Annotated in this window: 18 protein-coding genes; 9 read left to right on the forward strand and 9 right to left on the reverse strand. The window is 39.8% G+C overall.

Annotation, left to right across the window (positions count from 1 at the left end; genetic code table 11):
* Positions 1-5 precede the first annotated feature (5 nt).
* From J8L98_RS09285 to pgi, 4 genes are all read right to left on the reverse strand, one after another.
* The gene (locus J8L98_RS09285) at positions 6-2627 is read right to left on the reverse strand and encodes a TonB-dependent receptor (RefSeq protein WP_192506922.1); all 2622 of its coding nucleotides are present in this window, start codon (positions 2625-2627) and stop codon (positions 6-8) included.
* 784 nt (positions 2628-3411) lie between these two features.
* The gene (pgl, locus tag J8L98_RS09290) at positions 3412-4119 is read right to left on the reverse strand and encodes a 6-phosphogluconolactonase (protein WP_210996189.1); all 708 of its coding nucleotides are present in this window, start codon (positions 4117-4119) and stop codon (positions 3412-3414) included.
* A complete protein-coding gene (zwf, locus tag J8L98_RS09295) occupies positions 4119-5591 on the reverse strand; it encodes a glucose-6-phosphate dehydrogenase (RefSeq protein WP_210996190.1) in 1473 nt (490 codons plus the stop codon). The genes pgl and zwf overlap by 1 nt, the downstream gene beginning before the upstream one ends.
* Before the next feature lie 319 nt (positions 5592-5910).
* On the reverse strand, positions 5911-7551 hold the full coding sequence (gene pgi / locus J8L98_RS09300) for a glucose-6-phosphate isomerase (RefSeq protein WP_210996191.1): 1641 nt from the start codon (positions 7549-7551) through the stop codon (positions 5911-5913).
* Positions 7552-7848: 297 nt separating this feature from the next.
* Here pgi and J8L98_RS09305 point away from each other — a divergent pair, with 297 nt between their 5' ends.
* Positions 7849-8889, forward strand: coding sequence for a LacI family DNA-binding transcriptional regulator (locus J8L98_RS09305; RefSeq protein WP_192506918.1), 1041 nt, complete (start codon positions 7849-7851; stop codon positions 8887-8889).
* A gap of 202 nt (positions 8890-9091) precedes the next feature.
* Here J8L98_RS09305 and J8L98_RS09310 read toward each other — a convergent pair whose 3' ends face one another.
* Complete coding sequence (locus tag J8L98_RS09310; protein ID WP_210996192.1) at positions 9092-10174, reverse strand: AI-2E family transporter; 1083 nt, start codon at positions 10172-10174, stop codon at positions 9092-9094.
* A gap of 372 nt (positions 10175-10546) precedes the next feature.
* On the opposite strand from J8L98_RS09310, the gene J8L98_RS09315 reads away from it, so the two are divergent.
* The 5 genes from J8L98_RS09315 to J8L98_RS09335 are packed head-to-tail and all read left to right on the forward strand — an operon-like array spanning position 10547 to position 14047.
* Positions 10547-11212 carry a hypothetical protein gene (locus J8L98_RS09315; protein ID WP_192506915.1) on the forward strand — a complete coding sequence of 222 codons (666 nt, stop codon included), beginning with the start codon at positions 10547-10549 and terminating at the stop codon, positions 11210-11212.
* Between the two features lies 1 nt (position 11213).
* A complete protein-coding gene (locus J8L98_RS09320; protein ID WP_210996193.1) occupies positions 11214-12665 on the forward strand; it encodes a M48 family metalloprotease in 1452 nt (483 codons plus the stop codon).
* Positions 12666-12713: 48 nt separating this feature from the next.
* Positions 12714-13061, forward strand: coding sequence for an arsenate reductase (glutaredoxin) (gene arsC / locus J8L98_RS09325; RefSeq protein ID WP_192506913.1), 348 nt, complete (start codon positions 12714-12716; stop codon positions 13059-13061).
* Positions 13062-13613 carry an NAD(P)H:quinone oxidoreductase gene (gene wrbA, locus J8L98_RS09330; protein WP_192506912.1) on the forward strand — a complete coding sequence of 184 codons (552 nt, stop codon included), beginning with the start codon at positions 13062-13064 and terminating at the stop codon, positions 13611-13613. It abuts the gene before it with no gap.
* Positions 13610-14047 carry a DUF2069 domain-containing protein gene (locus J8L98_RS09335; RefSeq protein ID WP_192506911.1) on the forward strand — a complete coding sequence of 146 codons (438 nt, stop codon included), beginning with the start codon at positions 13610-13612 and terminating at the stop codon, positions 14045-14047. Before wrbA ends, J8L98_RS09335 begins: the two co-directional genes overlap by 4 nt.
* A gap of 50 nt (positions 14048-14097) precedes the next feature.
* Here the strand turns inward: J8L98_RS09335 and J8L98_RS09340 are convergent, their stop codons facing one another.
* The gene (locus J8L98_RS09340) at positions 14098-15426 is read right to left on the reverse strand and encodes an ankyrin repeat domain-containing protein (RefSeq protein WP_210996194.1); all 1329 of its coding nucleotides are present in this window, start codon (positions 15424-15426) and stop codon (positions 14098-14100) included.
* A 216-nt stretch (positions 15427-15642) separates the two neighbouring features.
* Between J8L98_RS09340 and J8L98_RS09345 the strand changes: the two genes are divergently transcribed.
* Positions 15643-15804: a DUF2897 family protein gene (locus J8L98_RS09345; protein WP_192506909.1), complete on the forward strand. Its 162-nt coding sequence runs from the start codon at positions 15643-15645 to the stop codon at positions 15802-15804.
* Between the two features lie 24 nt (positions 15805-15828).
* On the opposite strand, the gene J8L98_RS09350 is transcribed toward J8L98_RS09345, so the two are convergent.
* Entirely contained in the window at positions 15829-17202 is a 1374-nt protein-coding gene (locus J8L98_RS09350; protein ID WP_210996195.1) for a YjiH family protein, read from the reverse strand.
* Positions 17203-17266: 64 nt separating this feature from the next.
* Positions 17267-18328, reverse strand: coding sequence for an outer membrane protein assembly factor BamC (bamC, locus tag J8L98_RS09355; protein ID WP_210996196.1), 1062 nt, complete (start codon positions 18326-18328; stop codon positions 17267-17269).
* 349 nt (positions 18329-18677) lie between these two features.
* On the opposite strand from bamC, the gene J8L98_RS09360 reads away from it, so the two are divergent.
* Positions 18678-19211, forward strand: a complete 534-nt coding sequence (locus J8L98_RS09360) for an ACT domain-containing protein (RefSeq protein WP_210996197.1) — start codon at positions 18678-18680, stop codon at positions 19209-19211.
* Positions 19212-19222: 11 nt separating this feature from the next.
* Positions 19223-19696, forward strand: coding sequence for a thioredoxin-dependent thiol peroxidase (gene bcp / locus J8L98_RS09365; protein WP_210996198.1), 474 nt, complete (start codon positions 19223-19225; stop codon positions 19694-19696).
* An 80-nt stretch (positions 19697-19776) separates the two neighbouring features.
* Here bcp and queE read toward each other — a convergent pair whose 3' ends face one another.
* A complete protein-coding gene (gene queE / locus J8L98_RS09370) occupies positions 19777-20442 on the reverse strand; it encodes a 7-carboxy-7-deazaguanine synthase QueE (RefSeq protein ID WP_210996199.1) in 666 nt (221 codons plus the stop codon).
* Between the last annotated feature and the right edge of the window lie 75 nt (positions 20443-20517).

The following is a 20517-nucleotide window of genomic DNA, read 5'->3' on the forward strand; positions in this document are numbered from 1 at the left end:
ACGACCTAGAAACGGAAGTCAACAGCTACAGAGTAACGGGTATCTGCAGAGTATGACCATGCTGCATAGCCATCACGTAAAGATGCTTTTGAACCAGCTGGAGATTGTGCATCGCCAAACTGTACGCTATCTTCACCCGTTAAGTTTGTACCAGCAAAGCGAACAGTGATCATTTCTGATACAGTATAACTCGCTGTCAGGTCAAGTGAACCATAGTCATCATGACGACGGTTTCCGTAGAAGCCTGTTTCACGGATCATGTACTCTGAACGCCAGTTATAAGCTAGACGAAGTGATACGTCATCATTTTCATAATAACCAACAGCGTTGATCGTCGTCTTAGAGCTATCTGAAAACTCACCAATCGCATCAACAAAGTTTGATTCTTCTACAGAGCCATCAGCATATGTCAGGTTAAACATAGTACCAAACCCACCACCTAACTCATGTTGTGATTGGAATTCAACACCAAAGATATCGCCACCAGTACCATCAACACGCGTATTAACCTGCCAGTTGTCTTCACCTGTTACAGGGTCAACAATACCCACATTTTGATTCAATAATGTATCAGTTGTGGTGAAGTTACTAACGTCTTTATAGAATAAAGTCACGGCAATCATGTCTGCATCACCGTAATAATATTCAATACCTAAATCAGACTGTGTCGCTTTATATGGCTTAAGGTTAGGGTTACCCTTAGTTAACTCTTCATTACCACGTTGCGTATCACCGTAACCAGAGATAGCAGTAGCCGCAAACATATCATCATAGTTTGGACGAGAAATTACTTGTGCAATTGAGAAACGTGCAATCGTATCTTCATTCACGTCGTAAGCTAAGTTGAAGCTTGGTAAAAACTCGCTGTAATCACCTTCGTCTTTAATGATGTTGGTGCCAAGACCATTATTCTGAGCAATTCCGTTTGGATCTTCACTGCCTGGGGTTGGTGCATAATAGCTTGAAGATGCATCGGTAGAAACATAACGTACGCCAAAGTTACCACGGTAGTTTTCACCACTGTAGTTTGCCATTACATAAATCGCTAAGTTTTCTTCATCGACTGTCGAGAAACCTGAGCGGTCTTCATACCACTGGTCAAATGACGCAGTTGCATTTTGACGCATCGCATTGATATCTGGCGTAGGAATGCCAATATCTTGCGTACCTGCAGAATCTGACCCTGTCCAATATTGAGTTGGGTCTATAATGTTGTGATCTTTATGTGTTGGACGGTAAGATTTTTTCTCTACTGAGTGGTCAGTCCAGCGAATACCTGCTTTCACACTTGATACATATTCATGATCTAACTCAAACGTAGCATCAACTTGGAAATAGGTTTCTTCATCTTTGTTAGGAGCACGTTGTGATGCCCAAGACTGTAAGCCTCGACCATCCCAGTCATCTGCATACTCAGAAATATTCCAACCACCTTTTGGTAGGTTAACCGTTGAAGCTTTGCCCGAGTTATCTAACACTAACCCATTAACATCAGCACCAGTACCAATAAAAGTTGCATGGTTAATAGTAAGGTCTGTGCCACCTTCAGCTGTTGTATTACCAATGCGAGTTTCTACTTTAAAGCCATCGCCTTCAAAGTTGTATGCTAAATCAATAACTTCTGATTCCATTGAAGCGAAACGAGCAAACGTTTGAAGGAATGTTCTACCTGCAGAGTCATCACGTGTATTTGAACGAACTGTACATACACCACTTGCTAGTGTTTGTTGACAGTTTTCAGTATCAGAGAATAAGAACAAGCTGTTATTGTGGTTGTTCGCATCGAGCTCTAATGTCATATAATGTAATACAAGCTCAGATGTGTCATCAATTGCATATTGTGCAGTCAAATCAACAGCCGTTCTTTCGCGTGCTTGTTCGAAGTAGTTTACAGACTCAGCACCTGACCAACCGTATGACGCTTCATTACCGCGACGTGCATAAGTTGTATCTTCAAATGCAACAGCGGCTAAAATACCAAAATTCTCGTCCGCATTTTTCCAGCTATAAAGCCCTGACACACCAGGATCTGTTTCGTCTGACTCCGATGAGTACTCAGCTTCTACTGATAAAAATGCAGTGCCTGAGTCTAAATCTAACGGTTTACGAGTCTCTACATTGACCGTACCACCCACACCGCCTTCAACAATGTCTGCTTGTGAAGATTTGTATACTTCGATACCTGAAATCATTTGAGGTGGTAAAAGAGAGTAGTTAAAACTTCTGTCAATCGCTTGCTGATCGTACCAACCCGTTGATGCAACTGCTTGGCCATTCAAAGTTGTTAATGTTAACTGGTTCGAAGCACCACGAATAGACACTTGTTGGCCTTGACCAAACTGTCGGTTTACTGCCACACCTGGGATGCGCCCTAGCGCTTCGCCAACATCACTGTCAGGGAACTTACCGATATCTTCAGCAGATACAGCGTCAACGACACCGTTCGCAAAACGTTTAGTATTAACAGACTCTTTTAAAGAACGTCGAATACCACGAACTTCAATTACTTCAACGTCTTCTTGAACTTTATTTTCATCAGCAGCATAAGCTATGCCTGATACGCCTGCACTAAGTACAAGACCGACATTAACTGCTAGTAAGCTTTTTTTAAAATTATTAGCTAACACAGGATTCCCCTTGAATCATATTGTTGGTTTTTTAAATCACTTCTGCCCAGTGATGATGACAACGCTGTCATCTAATAACAAACATACACCGTAAATTACAAATTCGCTACATCTTTTTTGTCATATTAGACAAAAAACAGTCACAAATAGCGATAAGCCTTTGATTCTTATGGAAACTGTAATTTTCGTATGATTTTTTGTTACAAAATATCGATGGGAATATAGCATAAAAAACCAATATGCAGTAATAAATTACTCAAATTGGGGACCTTTATAACTAAGGGTTATATAAAGGAGTTCGTTTATTGTGATTTTTACTGTCAAATGAGATGAGAATACTTTGGCAGAAGTGTTCAAGGGTGATAACCATTCTCAATGACAACGCTGTCATTATAGATTCTCATACTCTTTCTGTCTAGTCCTTTACTGTAAAATACTCATAACTTTTTCAGCCTATCTCCTTTAATTACGGTGCATACCAGCCAATTCATATTCAGTGTTCATTCATCAATAGCGTCAAAAATATAATAATAGACGATTCAAAGTAACAACCATAATGATATCTTCGCTAACAAGGCAACTATAAGTAATATTCGGATAATTTGCTTTTTTGGATTAACGGGAGACCAAACGAAAAGTAAGGTGTTGATTTAATGATTAAAGGTATGTAAGTACAACTATGTGAGATTGTATCGCTTCTAGTCTTTACAGGGTTTAAGTTGTCGCTAAGTACATAACAAACGAAATGTGAGCACACAACGTGTGTACTCACATAAAATCGTTACTACGGACACCAAAAAACACTAAGGTTTATATCAGGATGATTTAATACCGCGCGCAAAGGGATCTCAAGTTCGGAACCCTGCACTTTTGCCTGTTCATACATCGCTCGCTTTTCGTCACCGCTAATTAACAGTACAACCTCTCGCGATCGCGCAATACCGAATAAGGTCAAACTCATCCGCTCGGTAATACTGCCTGTCACCTCACTTTCAATCGCGTCGATTGCACAAACAATCTCTGTCGTTTGCAGAGCATGCGGCAAACCTTGTGAATTCGGGAACAGTGATGCCGTGTGACCATCTGGGCCCATACCTAAAATAGTAACATCTGGAACCTTTAATGCCTGATAAGCTTGCTCGCACTCTACTTGCCCGATACTCGCAGACTGAGCAGAGTTTTTCATAGTAATAAACGCCGCGCCTGAAGCTTTATTTTGTAGTAAAGTCTCATGAATGAAGGCTTCATTTGACTTGTCATGATTGGCATCAACCCAACGCTCGTCTACCATTGCAATTGAGATTTTTTGCCACTCTAATGATAAGTTAGATAAATGCTTATAAGCGGGTGCTGGGGAAGACCCTCCTGAAACCATAACCAACGCATTGCCATCACGTTGAATACCACCATCAATACCATGTTCTAGCAAAGCGGCTAATGCTTCTGTCATTTGTGCCTTAGAGTCAAATAAACGTTCGTTAATTATTGCCATTATATTTTCTCTCCAGCGTTAAACCACACATGACCATTCTCCTGTAATAACTCATCAGCACCTTCAGGGCCCCATGAACCTGCGCGATAAAGTGCCGGGGCACCTTTTTCTTGCCAACGAGCTACAATTGGGTCAATCCATTGCCACGCTTGCCTTACTTCATGACGATGAATAAATAAAGCAGGGTTATTTGCTGCCGCATCCAACATTAGACGTTTATATGCATCTGAGTGGAAGCCATTTTTGTATTGTTCGCTCAGCTCAATGTTTAATGTAACTGGCTCTAATTGCATATCCAAATTATCTAACCGCTTAGACATCAGAGTCAGTTGAATGCTTTCTTCGGGTTGCAGGCGGATCACAAGGCGGTTTGGTTGAATCGGACCGACAGAGTCATCGTACACATTGTGGGAAACGGGCTTATATTCAACAACAATTTCCGCACAACGTTTATGCATTCGCTTACCCGTTCTTAAATAAAACGGCACACCTGACCAACGCCAGTTATCAATATGAGCACGAATAGCGACAAAGGTTTCGGTAATACTAGACCCTTCACCGAGTTCCTCTAAATACCCAGGAACTAACTTCCCTTGTAAATCACCAGGGACATATTGGCCACGGATGATGTTATCATCAACGTCTGTGCCAACAAGAGGACGCAACGCTTCTAATACCTTAAGCTTTTCGGTACGAATACTATTTGCATTTAACTTATGCGGCGACTCCATCGCAACAAGGCACAACAACTGCAAAAGATGATTTTGCACCATATCTCGTAAAGCGCCGGCTTTATCATAAAACCCAGCTCGAGCTTCTAACCCAACGGTTTCAGAAATACTAATTTGAATATTATCTATAGACTTCGCATCCCAGAGGTTTTCAAATAGTGCATTTGAAAAGCGCAACGCCATTAAGTTCTGTACCGTCTCTTTTCCAAGATAATGGTCAATACGGAAAATTTGTTCTTCCGTAAAAAACTCCGCAATTTTACCATTGATCTCTTCCGCAGACTTGCCACAGTAACCAATTGGTTTTTCAACAACAACGCGAGACGTTTCAGTTATAAGAGACTTCAGTGATAAGATCTCACAGCATTTACCATAAACAGCGGGTGGTAACGATAAGTAAAAAACGCGAGATTTATCAGCTGCATCTTGATCTAAAATAGTTTTTAGCTTATCCCAGTAGTCATCAATGTCAGTAACATTAACCACAACGGGTACTAAAAATTCAGAGAACGCGAGCCAATCGTTCTCATTAAATTCATCAGCCCCCAAAAACGATTGAAGTGCTTGATGTGCCGTTTCGATGTATTCTTGTTGTTTACTTTCTTCTCGAACAGTCGGCAGAATACGAGAGCCTTCGGGCAGGTTCCCTTCTTGATATGCACGATACATCGCTGGTAATAATTTACGTAAGGCTAAATCACCCCCACCACCAAAAATTACGATATCAAAAGGATTAAGCATAATTTACTCTCTACAGGTTAGGCGCGTCGAAACAAACCATGTTAAAAGGCGCGCAATATTTCATTATAATATTTGACAGTTAAGCTACCGCCCAGTCTACCAAAACCGCCGTTTTATACAGCATTGAATTCGATTGCAAAGTACTCTAACAGGAATAAGCTGGAGGTGGATATTTTGCGATAAATGAGTCTTAGGGGCCCTGTAATTCCTCTCACAAAAATACAGGCCCTAAGAACTCCAGCGCTACCCGTTCAAAGGTAATCTTTTCACATTGCGTGATTCAGTTGTCTCATATAGTGAGACCAATTTGTTACAATAGTTAGCGACGTTGCTTATAGTAAGCAATAAGACCATTTGTTGAGCTATCGTGTTCATGATGCACATTATCTTGGGTCAATTCAGCTTCAATGGCTGACGCTAACCCTTTTCCTAGCTCGACACCCCATTGATCAAATGAACAAATTTCTAACAGGATACCTTGGCAGAATATTTTATGTTCATATAACGCAATCAATCGCCCAACCGCCTTTGCATCAACCGTATCAAGTATCATAGAGGTTGTCGGCCTATTTCCTTGATGAATTTTATGCGCGACTAGTTGCTCTACTTTTTCTTGAGCGATGCCCTTCTCAGCCAAATCTTTGCGAACTTGTTGCTCATCTACACCTGCCATCATTGCTTCAGTTTGGGCAAAAAAGTTTGATAACAAAATATCATGATGCTGATCAACCATTTTTTGTGGTTTTACTGAAGCGATAAAATCTGCCGGTACAATATTATTGCCTTGGTGCAGATATTGATAAAATGCGTGTTGGCCATTGATCCCTGTCATTCCCCAAATTAATGGTACTGTTGTATATTCAACCGTTCGTCCATCAAATGCAACTGACTTACCATTGCTCTCCATCTCACCCTGTTGTAAATAAGCCGGTAACATATGAAGTGCCTGATCATAAGGTAATATTGCTTGTGCCTTATACCCCAAAAAGCTGGTATTCCAAACACTCAAAAGTGCCATGATTATGGGTATATTTTGTGATGTCGGTGCATTTTTAAAATGCTCGTCTATCTCATAGGCACCAGCTAATATATCAGAAAACACCTCAAAACCGAGATATAACGATATCGGTAAGCCAATGGCACTCCACAGAGAAAACCGACCTCCGACCCAGTCCCACATAGTAAATACATTCTCATCAGCAATACCGAATGCACGGGTTTTTTGTAAGTTCGTACTGACAGCAACAAAGTGCTTTTCAATTGCAGCTTCGCTTTTTGCGCTATTTAAAAACCATTTAACCGCAGAATTTGCATTAGTCATTGTTTCTGATGTTGTGAACGTTTTTGAAGAAATCACAAACAAGCTTGTTTCTGGGTCAACTTTATTTAGTACATCCGCTAACTGTACACCATCTACATTCGAAACATAGTGCACATTTAGCTTATCGTCTGTATGCGCTTTAAGCGCCTCAGTTGCCATTTGCGGACCTAGGTTAGAACCTCCCACACCAATAGCGATAATGTCTTTTACTGCTTTACTGGTATATCCAGTCCACTCACCCGAGCGCACTTTCTCAGTAAAATGCTTAATTTTATCCAATTCTGTTTGAACCGCAGGCATAACATCTTCACCGTCAACCATGACCGCTGAACCAGAACGATTACGCAATGCCGTGTGAAGAACCGCTCTACCTTCAGTAAAGTTTATTTTCTCACCACAGAACATTTTTTTACGCCAAGCATCTAGATTTACTTCTTCAACTAAAGAAATTAAATGAGAAAAAGTTTCTTCATCTATCAGTTGCTTGGAGTAGTCAAAAAGTAAACCAGGGATTTGGCACGAAAATTTATTAAACCGCTGATCGTCCTGAGCAAACAGGCTTTTTAGTTTTTGTTGTTTTAAATTTGCTGCAGACTGCTCTAGCGCTTGCCAACTACTAAGGTTGCTTCGGCAACTCATACTATTCCCCTAAACACGAATAACTTATTGAAAAATGAAGTAATACAATATTTCAACGAGTAAAATAACACTTGTTCAGTTAACCTTAAGTTAAAATGACAACGCTGTCAATCATCTACTTTTTGATTTTACTACGGAGATAATAACTCAATTTTGATGTTTTGACACCGGTATCATTAATTTATTTATGATCTTTATGCTGCTATTTTATGTTTGGATTAGATAGACTAAGCTACAAATATTATCATTTAATGAATTTTGAGCTCGTTGCGCTCTCTCAAATAAAAGAACAACAAAATGAAAGTCACCATAAATGATGTCGCTAAGTTAGCCGGTGTTTCAATGAAAACCGTCTCTCGTGTGATCAATAAAGAACCGTCAGTTCGAAAGAAAACGTATGATATTGTAATGAATGCGGTTAAAGAGTTGAACTATCAGCCCAATATTGCAGCTAGAAACCTTGCAGGTACTTCATCATTTGCGGTTGGTTTAGTTTATGACAACCCCAATGCTTACTATGTAATTGATATGCAAAATGGGGTTTTGTCACGCTGTAAAGAAGAGGGATATGAACTGGTTATTCATCCTTGCAGCTACTCTGACGATAATATGCAAGAAGAATTCGTGACCATGATTAAACGTTCACGATTAGCTGGTTTAGTACTCACACCACCACTCTCTGAGCAACAAGCGATCATTGATATGTTAGACGAAATTGGTATTCAATATGTCCGGCTTTTATCAGGTCGAGCACAAGAAACTGAGAATAGTAGCAATTGTATTTTTGTGGATGATTTCGCCGCATCTCATGAAATAACAGAGCACCTTATTTCATTAGGTCATAAAAAAATAGGCTTTGTATTAGGAGACAAAGAACATAAATCAACCTCAGAGCGCTTGGCTGGTTATCGTCAAGCACTACAAGATCACAATGTTGCGTATAATGAGCAACTAATTTATGAAGGAAGTTACTCGTTCGAATCGGGTGTACTTGGCGCACAAAGTTTACTCAAAGATAACAACCAAAATAATATTACGGCGATTCTTGGTGGGAATGACGAGGTTGCTGCAGGTGCATTGTTTGCCGCTCGATTAATGAATATAGACATACCTGCTCAACTTTCGATCACAGGGTTCGAAGATTCTCCCTTCTCTCGCCAAACATGGCCTAAATTAACCACTGCACATCAAGCTAATAATGTTATTTCAGAGCATGCAGCAAGGTTACTTTTCACAAAGACACGAGGTTCAAGGTCACAAGATAGAGATATCATAACGACTTTTACACCATCACTTGTTATTCGTCAAAGTACTGGTGCCGCAGCAGATAATAGTTAACTTTTGCTACAATGCTTACTAATAAGGCAACTTATATTAGCTGCCTTTATTAATTACTTTTCACAAAAACACGTCAGTTTAAGAAGCTAAATAGGAATATCAGAGCGGCTTCCATCCCAGTACTTGTTATTCATCAAAGCATTGGGGTAAAAGCGCATAATAGCTAATTTTTGCTATGATACTCACAAAAAAATAACTTATATTAGCTTTCTTTCAGTAAAGGCTTTTCCGGTTCTTGCCATTGAGTTGACCAAGCATTGAACAGTGCTTTAACTAAAGAAGCGAGAGGAATTGCAAAAAACACCCCCCAAAAACCCCATATTCCACCAAAAAATAGCACAGCAACAATAATGTATACTGGGTTGAGGTCAACCGCTTCTGAAAACAAAAGTGGTACTAATACATTGCCGTCTAACGCTTGAATTACCCCATAGACAATGAGCACAGTCCAAAACTGTGTATCAACGCCAAATTGAAATAAAGCAACCGCAGCAACTGGAATTGTGACAAGTGCCGCACCAATAAATGGAATTAATACAGATAAACCAACAAGCGCACCAAGCAATGCTGCATAACGTAACTCTAGAATATAAAAAGCAATAAATGTAGTACTACCAATAATGATGATCTCGAATACTTTCCCACGGATATAGTTCATGATTTGGTGATCCATTTCATGCCAGACCTGAATGATCAAACGTCTATCTTTCGGGACCAAGCGAGCAATACCGTCTGTTAACGTAACTTTATCCTTTAGCATGAAAAATACTAATAATGGCACAAGAACTAAATAAATTAGCCAGGCTACGACGTCCTTTAGAGATGTCAATGATGCAGAGACAACGACTTGCCCTAGTTCAATCACTTTAGACTCAAATGTCGTTACAAACGACTGCACTTGTTGAGTTGTTATCAAGTTGGGGTAATCATCTGGCAAATGAAGTAAAAAATACTTGCCCTTTTCAATCATGTGCGGGCTTTCTTGTAATAAATTGCTCAGTTGCTGCCACAGCACAGGAACAATACCCAGCAACAAGGCAAGTACCACTCCAACGAACAATAACATGATTAAAGTTGTCGCCAGTACCCTATTATGAACTACCGTTTGAACATGCGCAGTCGGCCAATCTAGCAAATACGCGATCACTAAGGCTACGAGTACAGGTACAACAAACGGACCAAAGAAGTAAAGTAGCATTGCTAATGTAATAAGCATCAGTAACAGTGTTACTGAATGTGGATCTGAAAATTTGTTTTGATACCACTGTTTTACTATTTCAAACATGTTTAATACTCACCTCAATGAAAGGTTGGGAGGTAACCTGACTATAATAATGATAGTTATGTTGTGTTAAATATCGCACAATATCACTAATATCTTGTTCGCCTAAATGATGAAACCGGATTGTACTCTCAGCTTTGTCAGCCTGTAACAAGTGCCATTTAAATTGCACAAAAAACTGTGGACACTTAAACTCTGATAGGTCAATGTCTAACATATACGTGGACTCTCAGCAATTTTCTATGAAGCCTGTATCAAATAACAGACAAGTTAGTGTAACACTGTGATGTACAAACTAAAAAGGTTAGTTCTATAGCTTGGCACACCGCAATGGTTTATCCTTATAGATATAAGTAGAATTTGTAAGGTTTTTTTATGCCTAAACCCAGCGGTAAAGCCCAACTACCCGATAACCCAACGTTAAAAGAAATTAATTGGTATAAAAAACAAATTAATTGGGGCGAACTTCCCCCATTTTACCATCTTGTTGCATCATCAGTTAGCGAGAGCGAAGGTATCCTACAGCATGGCTTTGATAATGCTGTAAAGCGATTGTTAAACAAACGCAATTGGAACCTCACACTATTAGATGGCTATGAAGATGATAATGGGATGATTCATACTCATGAAAAGCCTCGGATCGCATTACACCAAGCGTTTACTGACAGAGGGTTTGAACTCTGGGCATACCCTTATGCGAAAGATATGAAAGTCGATAATTACATTAAAGACAATCGATTTATGGAGTTTCAAGTTTGGGATCCTCATACAATGAAAAACCTCATTCGCATAAATCAGCTTCATAAGTTTATCGGGTTTTACTTTGAACGGGGTGATATTGCAGATAAAGCGATGATTCTACACGCTCATAAAGTAGTACATAAGATAATTACTTTTTTAAAAAAAGAATTGAACGTCAAATCTGTTGACGGTGTCTCAATAAAAGATTTTTACCAGCTTTGCGAAAAAGACAGCCGAGCATGTAGTGATGAAATCGATCTGGCAAAACTGATGCTTGGTGACGATATAAAGAAGGACTAGTATGACATTTAACACGCTTCTAAGGTATATAATAGGCGCTGGGTTGTTGATATCGAGTTGCCAAGCAGCTGCACAAAGCCCATTTAAGCTGCCTGATTTAGGCACTTCAGCATTGCAAGCGTTGCCTATCGAAAAAGAACAAGCGCTTGGTAATGTAATGATGATGCAAATTCGTTCAGGTTCTCCATTATTGCAAGACCCTGTTCTAGACGAATACTTAACATCGCTTGGAAATCGTTTAGTTGCGAATGCCAATGACGTACGATTCCCTTTTACTTTCTTCTGGATCAATAACCCAGCAATTAACGCCTTTGCATTTTACGGGGGGCACGTCGGTGTTCATTCTGGTCTGATTGCGCAATCAGACAATGAAAGCCAATTTGCATCCGTTTTAGGCCATGAAATTGCCCATGTAACACAACGCCATCTTGCACGAAGAATACAAAAAGCACAGGACAATAGCGCTTTAACAATTGCAGGTATGATTGCGGGAGTTTTAGCCACTGTCGTTGCGCCCGATGCAGGTATGGCTATTATCGCGGCAAACTCGACTCAAGCAGCACTTAGTCAACTGACGCATAGCCGAAAAGCCGAGCAAGAAGCAGATAGATTTGGTATGCAAACTCTTCATGCGGCTGGCTTTGATGCAACTCAATCGGCTGAGTTTTTAAGTAAACTTGCCGCGCAAACTCGTTTTAAAAACAAGCCTCCAGTGTTTTTGTTAACCCACCCACTACCAGATTCACGTATATCCGATGTCAGGCTAAGAGCACAGCAATACAGTCCAGTTAGGCTTATGGAAAGCACTAAGTTTCAGTTAGCAAAAAGCCGTGTACTTGCCAGAAATCAGTATAAAAGCGAGGACGCCCAAGCCTTTTTTGAACGTGAACTCAAGCTCTCCTCAAAGCTGGATAACCGAGCACTCCAGTATGGGCTAGCACTATCACTACTCGATCAGGACAAGTATCTTTTAGCCGAAAATATTATCTTAAAGCTACTCAGTAATGAACCTGATAACTTGTTCTACTTAGATGCTTATACAGATATATTAATAGGGCAAGAAAAAGCAGCTGAAGCCGTCAAATTACTCCAAGAAAAACATGAGTTCAGACCAAATAACCAAGTGATAACGCTTAACTTCGCGAATGCCGCTATTGAGGCAAAACAATACAACAAAGCGGCTCAATTGTTAAAGATATTCCTATTAGATAAGCCGGAACATTCTCTGGCAATCGACTTATTAAGTAAAGTTTACAAAGAGCAAGACAATAAATCAGCATATCACGAAACTAAAGCAAGTTTGCTGGCCCAGTACGGCGCGTATATTCAAGCAGCCGATGAAATACAACGTGCATTGAACAATGTTAAAAAGCAAGAAACAGTCAAAGCAAGTCGCCTCAAAGCTCTTTTAAGTCAATATAGGCAAATGCAAAAAGAGCTAGCAAAGCTTTAAGAATCCATATAGATACAGTAAAATATACAAAACTTATTCGGAGCTATTATGTCTGTCACCATCTACCATAACCCTCGTTGTTCAAAGTCTCGTGAGACATTGGCCCTTTTAGAAACGCAAGGCGTAACACCTACAATTGTCGAATATTTAAAAACACCAATCAACTTAGAACAATTAGAGACGCTACTTACACAACTCAGTTATCGTTCTGCACACCAGCTTGTGCGTAACAAAGAAGCGCTTTACAAAGAACTTGCATTAACGCCTGAAACGCCTGAAAGTACACTTAAAAATGCGATGATTGACAACCCAAAGCTGATAGAGCGCCCTATCGTTGTAAGTAATAATCAAGCCGCAATTGGTAGACCTCCTGAGTCTGTATTGGCAATACTATAAATGGTAAATATTGTTGTCTTGTATCATTCAAGTCACGGGTCAGTTGCAAACATGGCCCATGAAATTAGTGACACGCTTGAATATTTAGGCGCATCTGTGAAACTGAGGACTTTTGAGAAGAAGTTATCACACGATACTGTCGTAACGAAACAAGACCTTATAGAGTGTGATGCGCTCGCCTTTGGTACACCCACCCGGTTTGGGATGATGGCCGCTCAAGCGAAACTCTTTTGGGAAACCACCAGTGACATTTGGTTAAAGGGGCAACTGATAGATAAACCGGCCTGTGTATTCTCATCATCAAGTAGCATGCATGGTGGCAATGAAGCTACGCTTTTGAACTTATCATTACCTTTGCTTCATCATGGGATGATGTTATTAGGCGTACCCTATGACGTCCCTGAACTCATTGATACCACAACAGGAGGCACGCCATATGGTGCAACACATGTTGCTGGGGCAGATAACACAACAAAGTTATCAAATACGGAAATTAAAATATGCCAATCAGTCGGCAAACGATTATTTACTATAGCAAGTAAACTTAAATGAAGAAAATTGCAAAAAACCAAGTAACCCTCAATTATCAACGCTTAGCCTTAACTGGGTATATCGGCTTACTTTTATTAATGCCTATTTGGATGTTTGTACTTGTACCTAAAGAGAATTACAGTACAGGATTTATTTTTACCATCTATATACTCCCACTATTACTGCCTTTAAAAGGTATAATTCAAGATAAGCCTTACACATATGCTTGGGCAAATTTTATTGTTATGATCTACTTTATGCATAGTTTGACGATGATATGGATTGCACCAGAACAACGAATTATTGCATTACTTGAGCTATTACTGGCAACCGCAATGTTTGTTGGCTGCACATATTATGCAAGGCATAGAGGACAAGAGTTAGGCTTAAAGATCAGGAAGCTAAAAGAAGACTTAGCGGACGAGAAACAAGCCCACCAAGCACCCAAAGAGTAGTTAGAAACACTTATATTTTGTAGTACAAGTACCCTCGGTGTCTAATGTAGTTAGACACCGAGCAATGTGATCAGCACCAGCAATGAAAACATAGCCTGTAAGCTAATGCTCAACCAACTTAATGCACTGAGCCCTTTAAGTGACCAAGGATGTACCCGAGAAGGATAAAGAGGCCCTCCCCTAATTCCCCTAGCTAAAACGAACACGCTTACCCCTAACAGGGCCGAGCCCCATACAAATTCTTGTTTTGTACTTAAATTGTCATGGAAGAAAAAGAATAACTGTAATGGTAATAGTAAAATAGCCAAAGCATATAAGGCATGAACTTGCTTAATTTTATTATACTGTGCTTGCTCTGACAGCTCGATAACACCAAACTCTTCAAGCACTTTTCTCGCAGCTAATGCACCATTTTTCATTGCTAATCGATACGCGGTAAGCTCTGACACATCCCTTTGATGTGGGTCACACCCTGCATTTAATATCACTTTAACCATGCTTGGTAAATTTGAGCGAACAGCATAATGCAAACACGTTTGCCCCATATCATCTATACATTTAATATCCTGATATGGTAACAATTGCTCCACCACATTCACAAAACCTTTTTCAATCGCCCACATAAATGCAGAGCAACCTAACTCATCTTTTGCGTGTCCTTGAGCACCTTGGCTAATAAATGCGATCAATACCGATTGCTTTGCTTGATCTTGCATCACATGTGCTAACAACGCCTGCTCTAATAAACTTGTTAACTCCTCATCGTCACATAACTCTTTAAGTAAAGAGTAATACTCATCTCCCTTTAATAAGTTCTGTGTCGCGCGCTTTGTGGTTGCAGGAATATCGATAATACAGTTAGGTAAAGCGTGAATAATTGCTTCTCGTAAATCTTCGTGCACCCATGCGTTACACACATCTACAGCTTCCATTTTTAAACCTTGCTTCACTCCCCATTTGATGACTTGAAAATAGCGGCGATGTAATAACAGTTCAAAAAAACTGGGGTTGGCCACACTATCAATCTGCAGCTGCAAGTCACTATACTCTAACAACCTTCCTAATAAAGTCGCCGTAAGCGACTGCCTAGTCATACCAGTAGAATCAAGATGCTCGAATAATTGTTGAGAATATGCTTGCTGTTGCTCATCGTATTCGTCTATATGTTGAAAATAACATGATTCAAACGGTTCTAATGGCTTTAACCACAGCAGGTAAAATATAGGCGGTAATATGGTTGCTTCAACGCCCTGTTCATCGATTGACGTTTCGCAAGTTGGCCACGATTCCAAAGCGTCTAAAATAAAGGCCCCATTTTGCTCTGCTAGCCCTCTTAACAACAATGGATATTGTGCTGGCCAGATTAATACATGTTCCATTGATTGACTACTCACTCCATCCTAAAAAATAATACACCTTAGCCTAAAATAATAAGCCTGACCGAGATGTGAATAGTATCAAGTTAATATATAAATTGCTTCGTAAAAGCTACAATTTTCAGTACATTTTAAAAATATACTCAAGGTTACTGTGCTTAATTCCATTTTACTATTTTGAGCAGTACAATAAAGGTTGTTGACTATCTGGAGAGCACTATGGAACAGTTAGAAACTTGGCAAGTCACCTTAATTATTATCGGGGTACTGGGGATAATTTGGAGTAATATTGCTTTACTCAAATATGCAACTAAATTTGAAGTAAAACAGAAATTAGAAAAACAGACACATAAAGAGACAACAAAAAAAAGCGCTGATTAAGCGCTTTTTTCATATTTCAAAACGCTAACCCACCAGCCAATGTGCCATCACTGCAATAATGGGTAACGTCACAAGTGTCCTCAAAATAAAAATAGCAAATAGCTCAAAAATGTTCACTGGAATTTTACTACCCAACAACAATGCTCCCACCTCTGACATGTAGATAAGCTGTGTAACACTCATCGCTGCAACAATGAAGCGAGTCACATCACTTTCAATATTACTGGCGGCAAGAATTGATGGAATAAACATATCTGCAAAGCCTACGACTATTGTTTGCGCAGCCTGCGCTGCTTCAGGAACTTGTAGCAACTCTAAATAAGGTACAAACGGAGTACCTAATATCTGGAATATCGTCGTATGTTCAGCAATAATTAATGCCATTGTTCCCACCGCCATTACGACTGGTAAAACTGCAAACACCATATCCAAAGCATTACTCAGCCCTTCTTGAATCGTCCCTTTGACGCCAGGTGCTTTCTTTGCTTTGGTTAAAGCGACATCTAATGCATGTGACAATAAAGTCTTCCCTTTTGGTACAGCTTCTGCATCCGTATCAACAGCACTGCCATCAATATATACATCTTGCTTGAAGCGAAGTGGAGGTAACCTAGGTACAATGATTGCCGCAACGAAGCCTGCTAAGCATACCGTTAGGTAAAATGGAGCAAATAGATGTTCTAATTTAACTTGCCCAATTACCACTAAACAAAACGTAATAGACACCGCTGAGAAGGTCGTGCCAATAATTGCGGCTTCTCTTTGCGTATAGTATTTGTCTTCATATTGTCGTGCTGTCATCAAAATACCGACACTGCCATCACCAAGCCAAGATGCAACGCAATTCACCGCGCTTCTTCCTGGAACCCCAAATAACGGACGCATCACACGTGTTAATAAAGTACCTACTAACTCCAATAAGCCAAAATTGAGCAATAAAGGTAAGAGTAAACCAGCGAGTACAAACACGGAGAATAAAACAGGGAGTAAGTCATTTAGCACCAGAGAACCGGTATGTTCGGAGTGAATGATGCTTGGCCCTACTTGAAAGAATGTCATGATGATAAAGGTCATACCAAGTAAACGCGTAATTAGCCAAATCCAACTGACATCAAATAGATGTTTTAAGATTGGTAATTTTTCCACCCACACAGGTTTAACCAGCTTCACCAATAAACTCATCACTCCGGTAACTGTGATAATGGCTAAAATAACCTCACTAATAAATGGTGCTACAAATGTTTGCAAAGCCTTGGCCATTACTGCTATGGGTATGGTCATTGCCTCCCCAATTGCAACGGGTGTCATAAATAAGAAAACACCTATTAATGAAGGAACAATAAAAGCGAATAAAGTGCGTAAATCTACCGACTTTGCGCGGCTAGAGTGTGTTGTCATTATAATTTGCCTACAAAAACAAAGAAAAGAGCCTAAGCTCTTTTCTTTTTCAAAAATAAGGTGATTAAATTGTTAACCCTTTATCACGCAATACAGAAAGTAGTGTTTCCTGTAGCAACGTCATTGTACTAGCATCTAGTACTTCGTCGTTACTATCTCGCCATGTCAGCGATGTACTACTTTCTTTAGTTGCTGCCACAGTTATCACATAATCCCCGCTCTCAATTGGCAGCTCAAGTACATCATCTCCCCAAATTGAATCCCATACGCTGTCTTCTGGTTTCTCATAGCGTACTGAGACTGCACCGGTATCTCTATCAATACGGATCACAGTAAAATTCACGCGCTCTAGAAAGTTAGCAAACCGATCTATTATTTTTTCATGATTTTGCTCGGTGATAAATGCCGCATTACCGTCATCATCAAATCCGATTCTCAGTGACAAAATACCTTGCTGCTTCCTCAATTCAACTTCTAACAAACGATATAAGTAATCAAACTCAGCAACCACCTCGTTTAGGGCTCTCACTTCTAATTGTTGCTGTAACAGGTCTGTCAAAGGTCGAGTGTCACTGCGGTAATCTATCAATTCGGCTTTTAACGAAGCTGTTCGCTGATGCTCTTTACGTTCAATCACAAATTTAATACGTTGCTCTGAAACAGCCTCTGAATCTTCCCAAAACCAACCTTCTGTTGGCTTTATCAACGAATACCAATCTAATTCAACAACACCATCATTGCGTTGGTCTGAGATAATACGACTTTGGTGACTTGCTACGACGTTATCGACTGAACGCCAAATAAACTGATTTAAATCTTCAATTCCATCATTTTTATCAAAATAAACACGTGCAACAGTTTCATTTTCCTCTACCCAGCTTCCTGCAGCGAGCGTCAATACTTGCTGAGGAGGACGGAAACTCTTAGCCTCGGGATCATTTTTGAACTGAGCTACATCCATTTTATACGTATCATCTTGAAACGGCTGCTCTAATTGCGCCGGAACTTTAACGGCCTCGCTAACACGATAATTTCGCTTATTGTGCGCGTCGTTTATAAATACACTACACCCAGATAAACCAAGAACCACGCCAACTGTCAACGCTTTTGGGATCCAATACTGCACTGATTATTCTCCTTAGCAAACCCTTTATTTTTTAATTCAATACTATGAGTGGGGAATGCTGATTTGGTTCACTGTAAAATATAAAATTATGTCTTAATTAAACAGATAAAACATAAATAAAAGCGCTTCACTAGTTGCAAACGCAAAAACGACACTATGGTACTTTCCAAAACTACTAAACACAAGAAAGCCGTTCATTTATTGCATATTTAACCTACTTATTACAAAATCAACCATGCCTTGATGGCGTATCTATGTTACTATTTTTGGTTAAATATCAATTATTCGTCGTATTACTGCAGCGTTTGAAGCTTCGTGAGTAATCCTGACCCAATTTTAGGCACCTTGAATGACTGCTTTTGAAAACCAACAATTGGTACTAACAGCCATCGGTGAAGATCGCTCCGGTATTGTCAGTGAACTGACGCAATTAGTCAGTGATTGTCATTGTAATATTACTGACAGCCGTATCGCCATTTTAGGCAATGAATTTACCTTCATAATGTTACTAAGTGGTGACATGTCGGCCATAAGTCGTGTTGAGCACACTTTACCTGTCAAAGGTATGGAGCTAGGCTTACTTACCATGATGAAACGCACAAGTACGCATTATCACTCAGATTTCAGCGCCGGATATACACTTGAATATAACGGTATCGATACTCCGGGTACCCTAAGTAAAGTTACACGTTTCTTTGCTGAACAAAGCATTAATATATGCTCTTTAAAATCAGACACCTACCAAAAAAGCACCGATACACATATGCGCTGCGAACTAGAAATAAATATACCTACCAATGTTGACGTAGATACTTTTAAGATCAAATTTGAAGATCTTTCCAGTACTTTAGACGTAGACTATATACTAAGACGCATTCGCTAAGGATTACTTGAATGAATACACTCAAAGCGGGTGATAACGCCCCACTTTTTACTTTACATAATCAAAATGGTGAAGCCATAGAGCTTGCATCGCTATTAAACAGCACGCAAGTTCTGGTGTACTTTTACCCAAAAGCGCTCACGCCGGGTTGTACCGTACAAGCTGAGCAACTGAGGGATCACAAACAACAGTTAGCACAGTTAAATACGGTTGCTGTGGGCATAAGTCCAGATCCGGTCAAAAAGTTGAAAAATTTCGAAACTAAAAAAGAACTAAATTTTGATTTGCTCTCTGACGAAGATCACGCAATTGCTGATGCATTTGGTGTATGGGGACTCAAAAAGTTTATGGGGAAAGAATATGATGGTATTCATAGACTAAGCTTTTTAGTCGGTCAAAACGGTACGATTAAGCATGTATTTAATAAGTTCAAAACAAAAGAACATCATCAAGTAGTTATTGATTACATTAGCGAAAATAGCTAATATTTAAGGCACAACCAAATACGTTGTGCCTGTCCCTTTCCATGATTTCGTAGCATTCACACACCAAATATCAACAGGCTTTAGTTTATGCCAATGTATTTATGGACCTGTATCGATAAACGCCAATTCTTCTTCATACATGTGTCTATCGCTAACTTAGTCGCTTTAGCCTTTTGGCTAATTGGCTGTAAATAGACCAATTTCGGTGTAACACCCGTTTCTATAAATAAAGCTTCTAGTTCTTCAACATGCTTTTGCATTGCAACTGGGTGTTTAATCTCATCGGCACGTTGCATCGCGTCAGCCAGAATTTTATAACCCCCTCGCATATTAATTTTGGGAGACACAGTGACCCAGGTGCTCTGAGGTACTTTAATGTCAAACGTACCACTGGTTTCAATTTGCGTTGAAAACCCAGCGTCATGTAATTGTTCACATAATGGCACTAAGTCATACATGCAAGGTTCGCCACCAGTGATCACAACATGCTTAGCTAAGTAACCTCTTTCTTTGAACAAACTGACAACTTGCTCTGCTGAAGCTTCGGCCCAAAGCTCTGAATCTGCTTTTTTCTCAACTGTTTTATCAAGTGATACCAAATATGTCGTGTTTACATCCCATGTTTGCTTAGTATCACACCATGAACAGCCTACTGGACAGCCCTGTAACCTCAAAAAGATAGATGGGACGCCCGTATAACTCGCTTCACCCTGAATAGTTTCAAAAACTTCGTTGATTTTGTACAAAACAGCTCCGATACAACTTTCTAAACTCAAATAAATGCCGATGAAAATTGTTATTTTTTCGCCGGCCGTGTAGTA

Source organism: Pseudoalteromonas sp. MMG013 (genome assembly GCF_018100885.1).
In the GTDB taxonomy this organism is placed as follows: Bacteria; Pseudomonadota; Gammaproteobacteria; order Enterobacterales; family Alteromonadaceae; genus Pseudoalteromonas; species Pseudoalteromonas aurantia.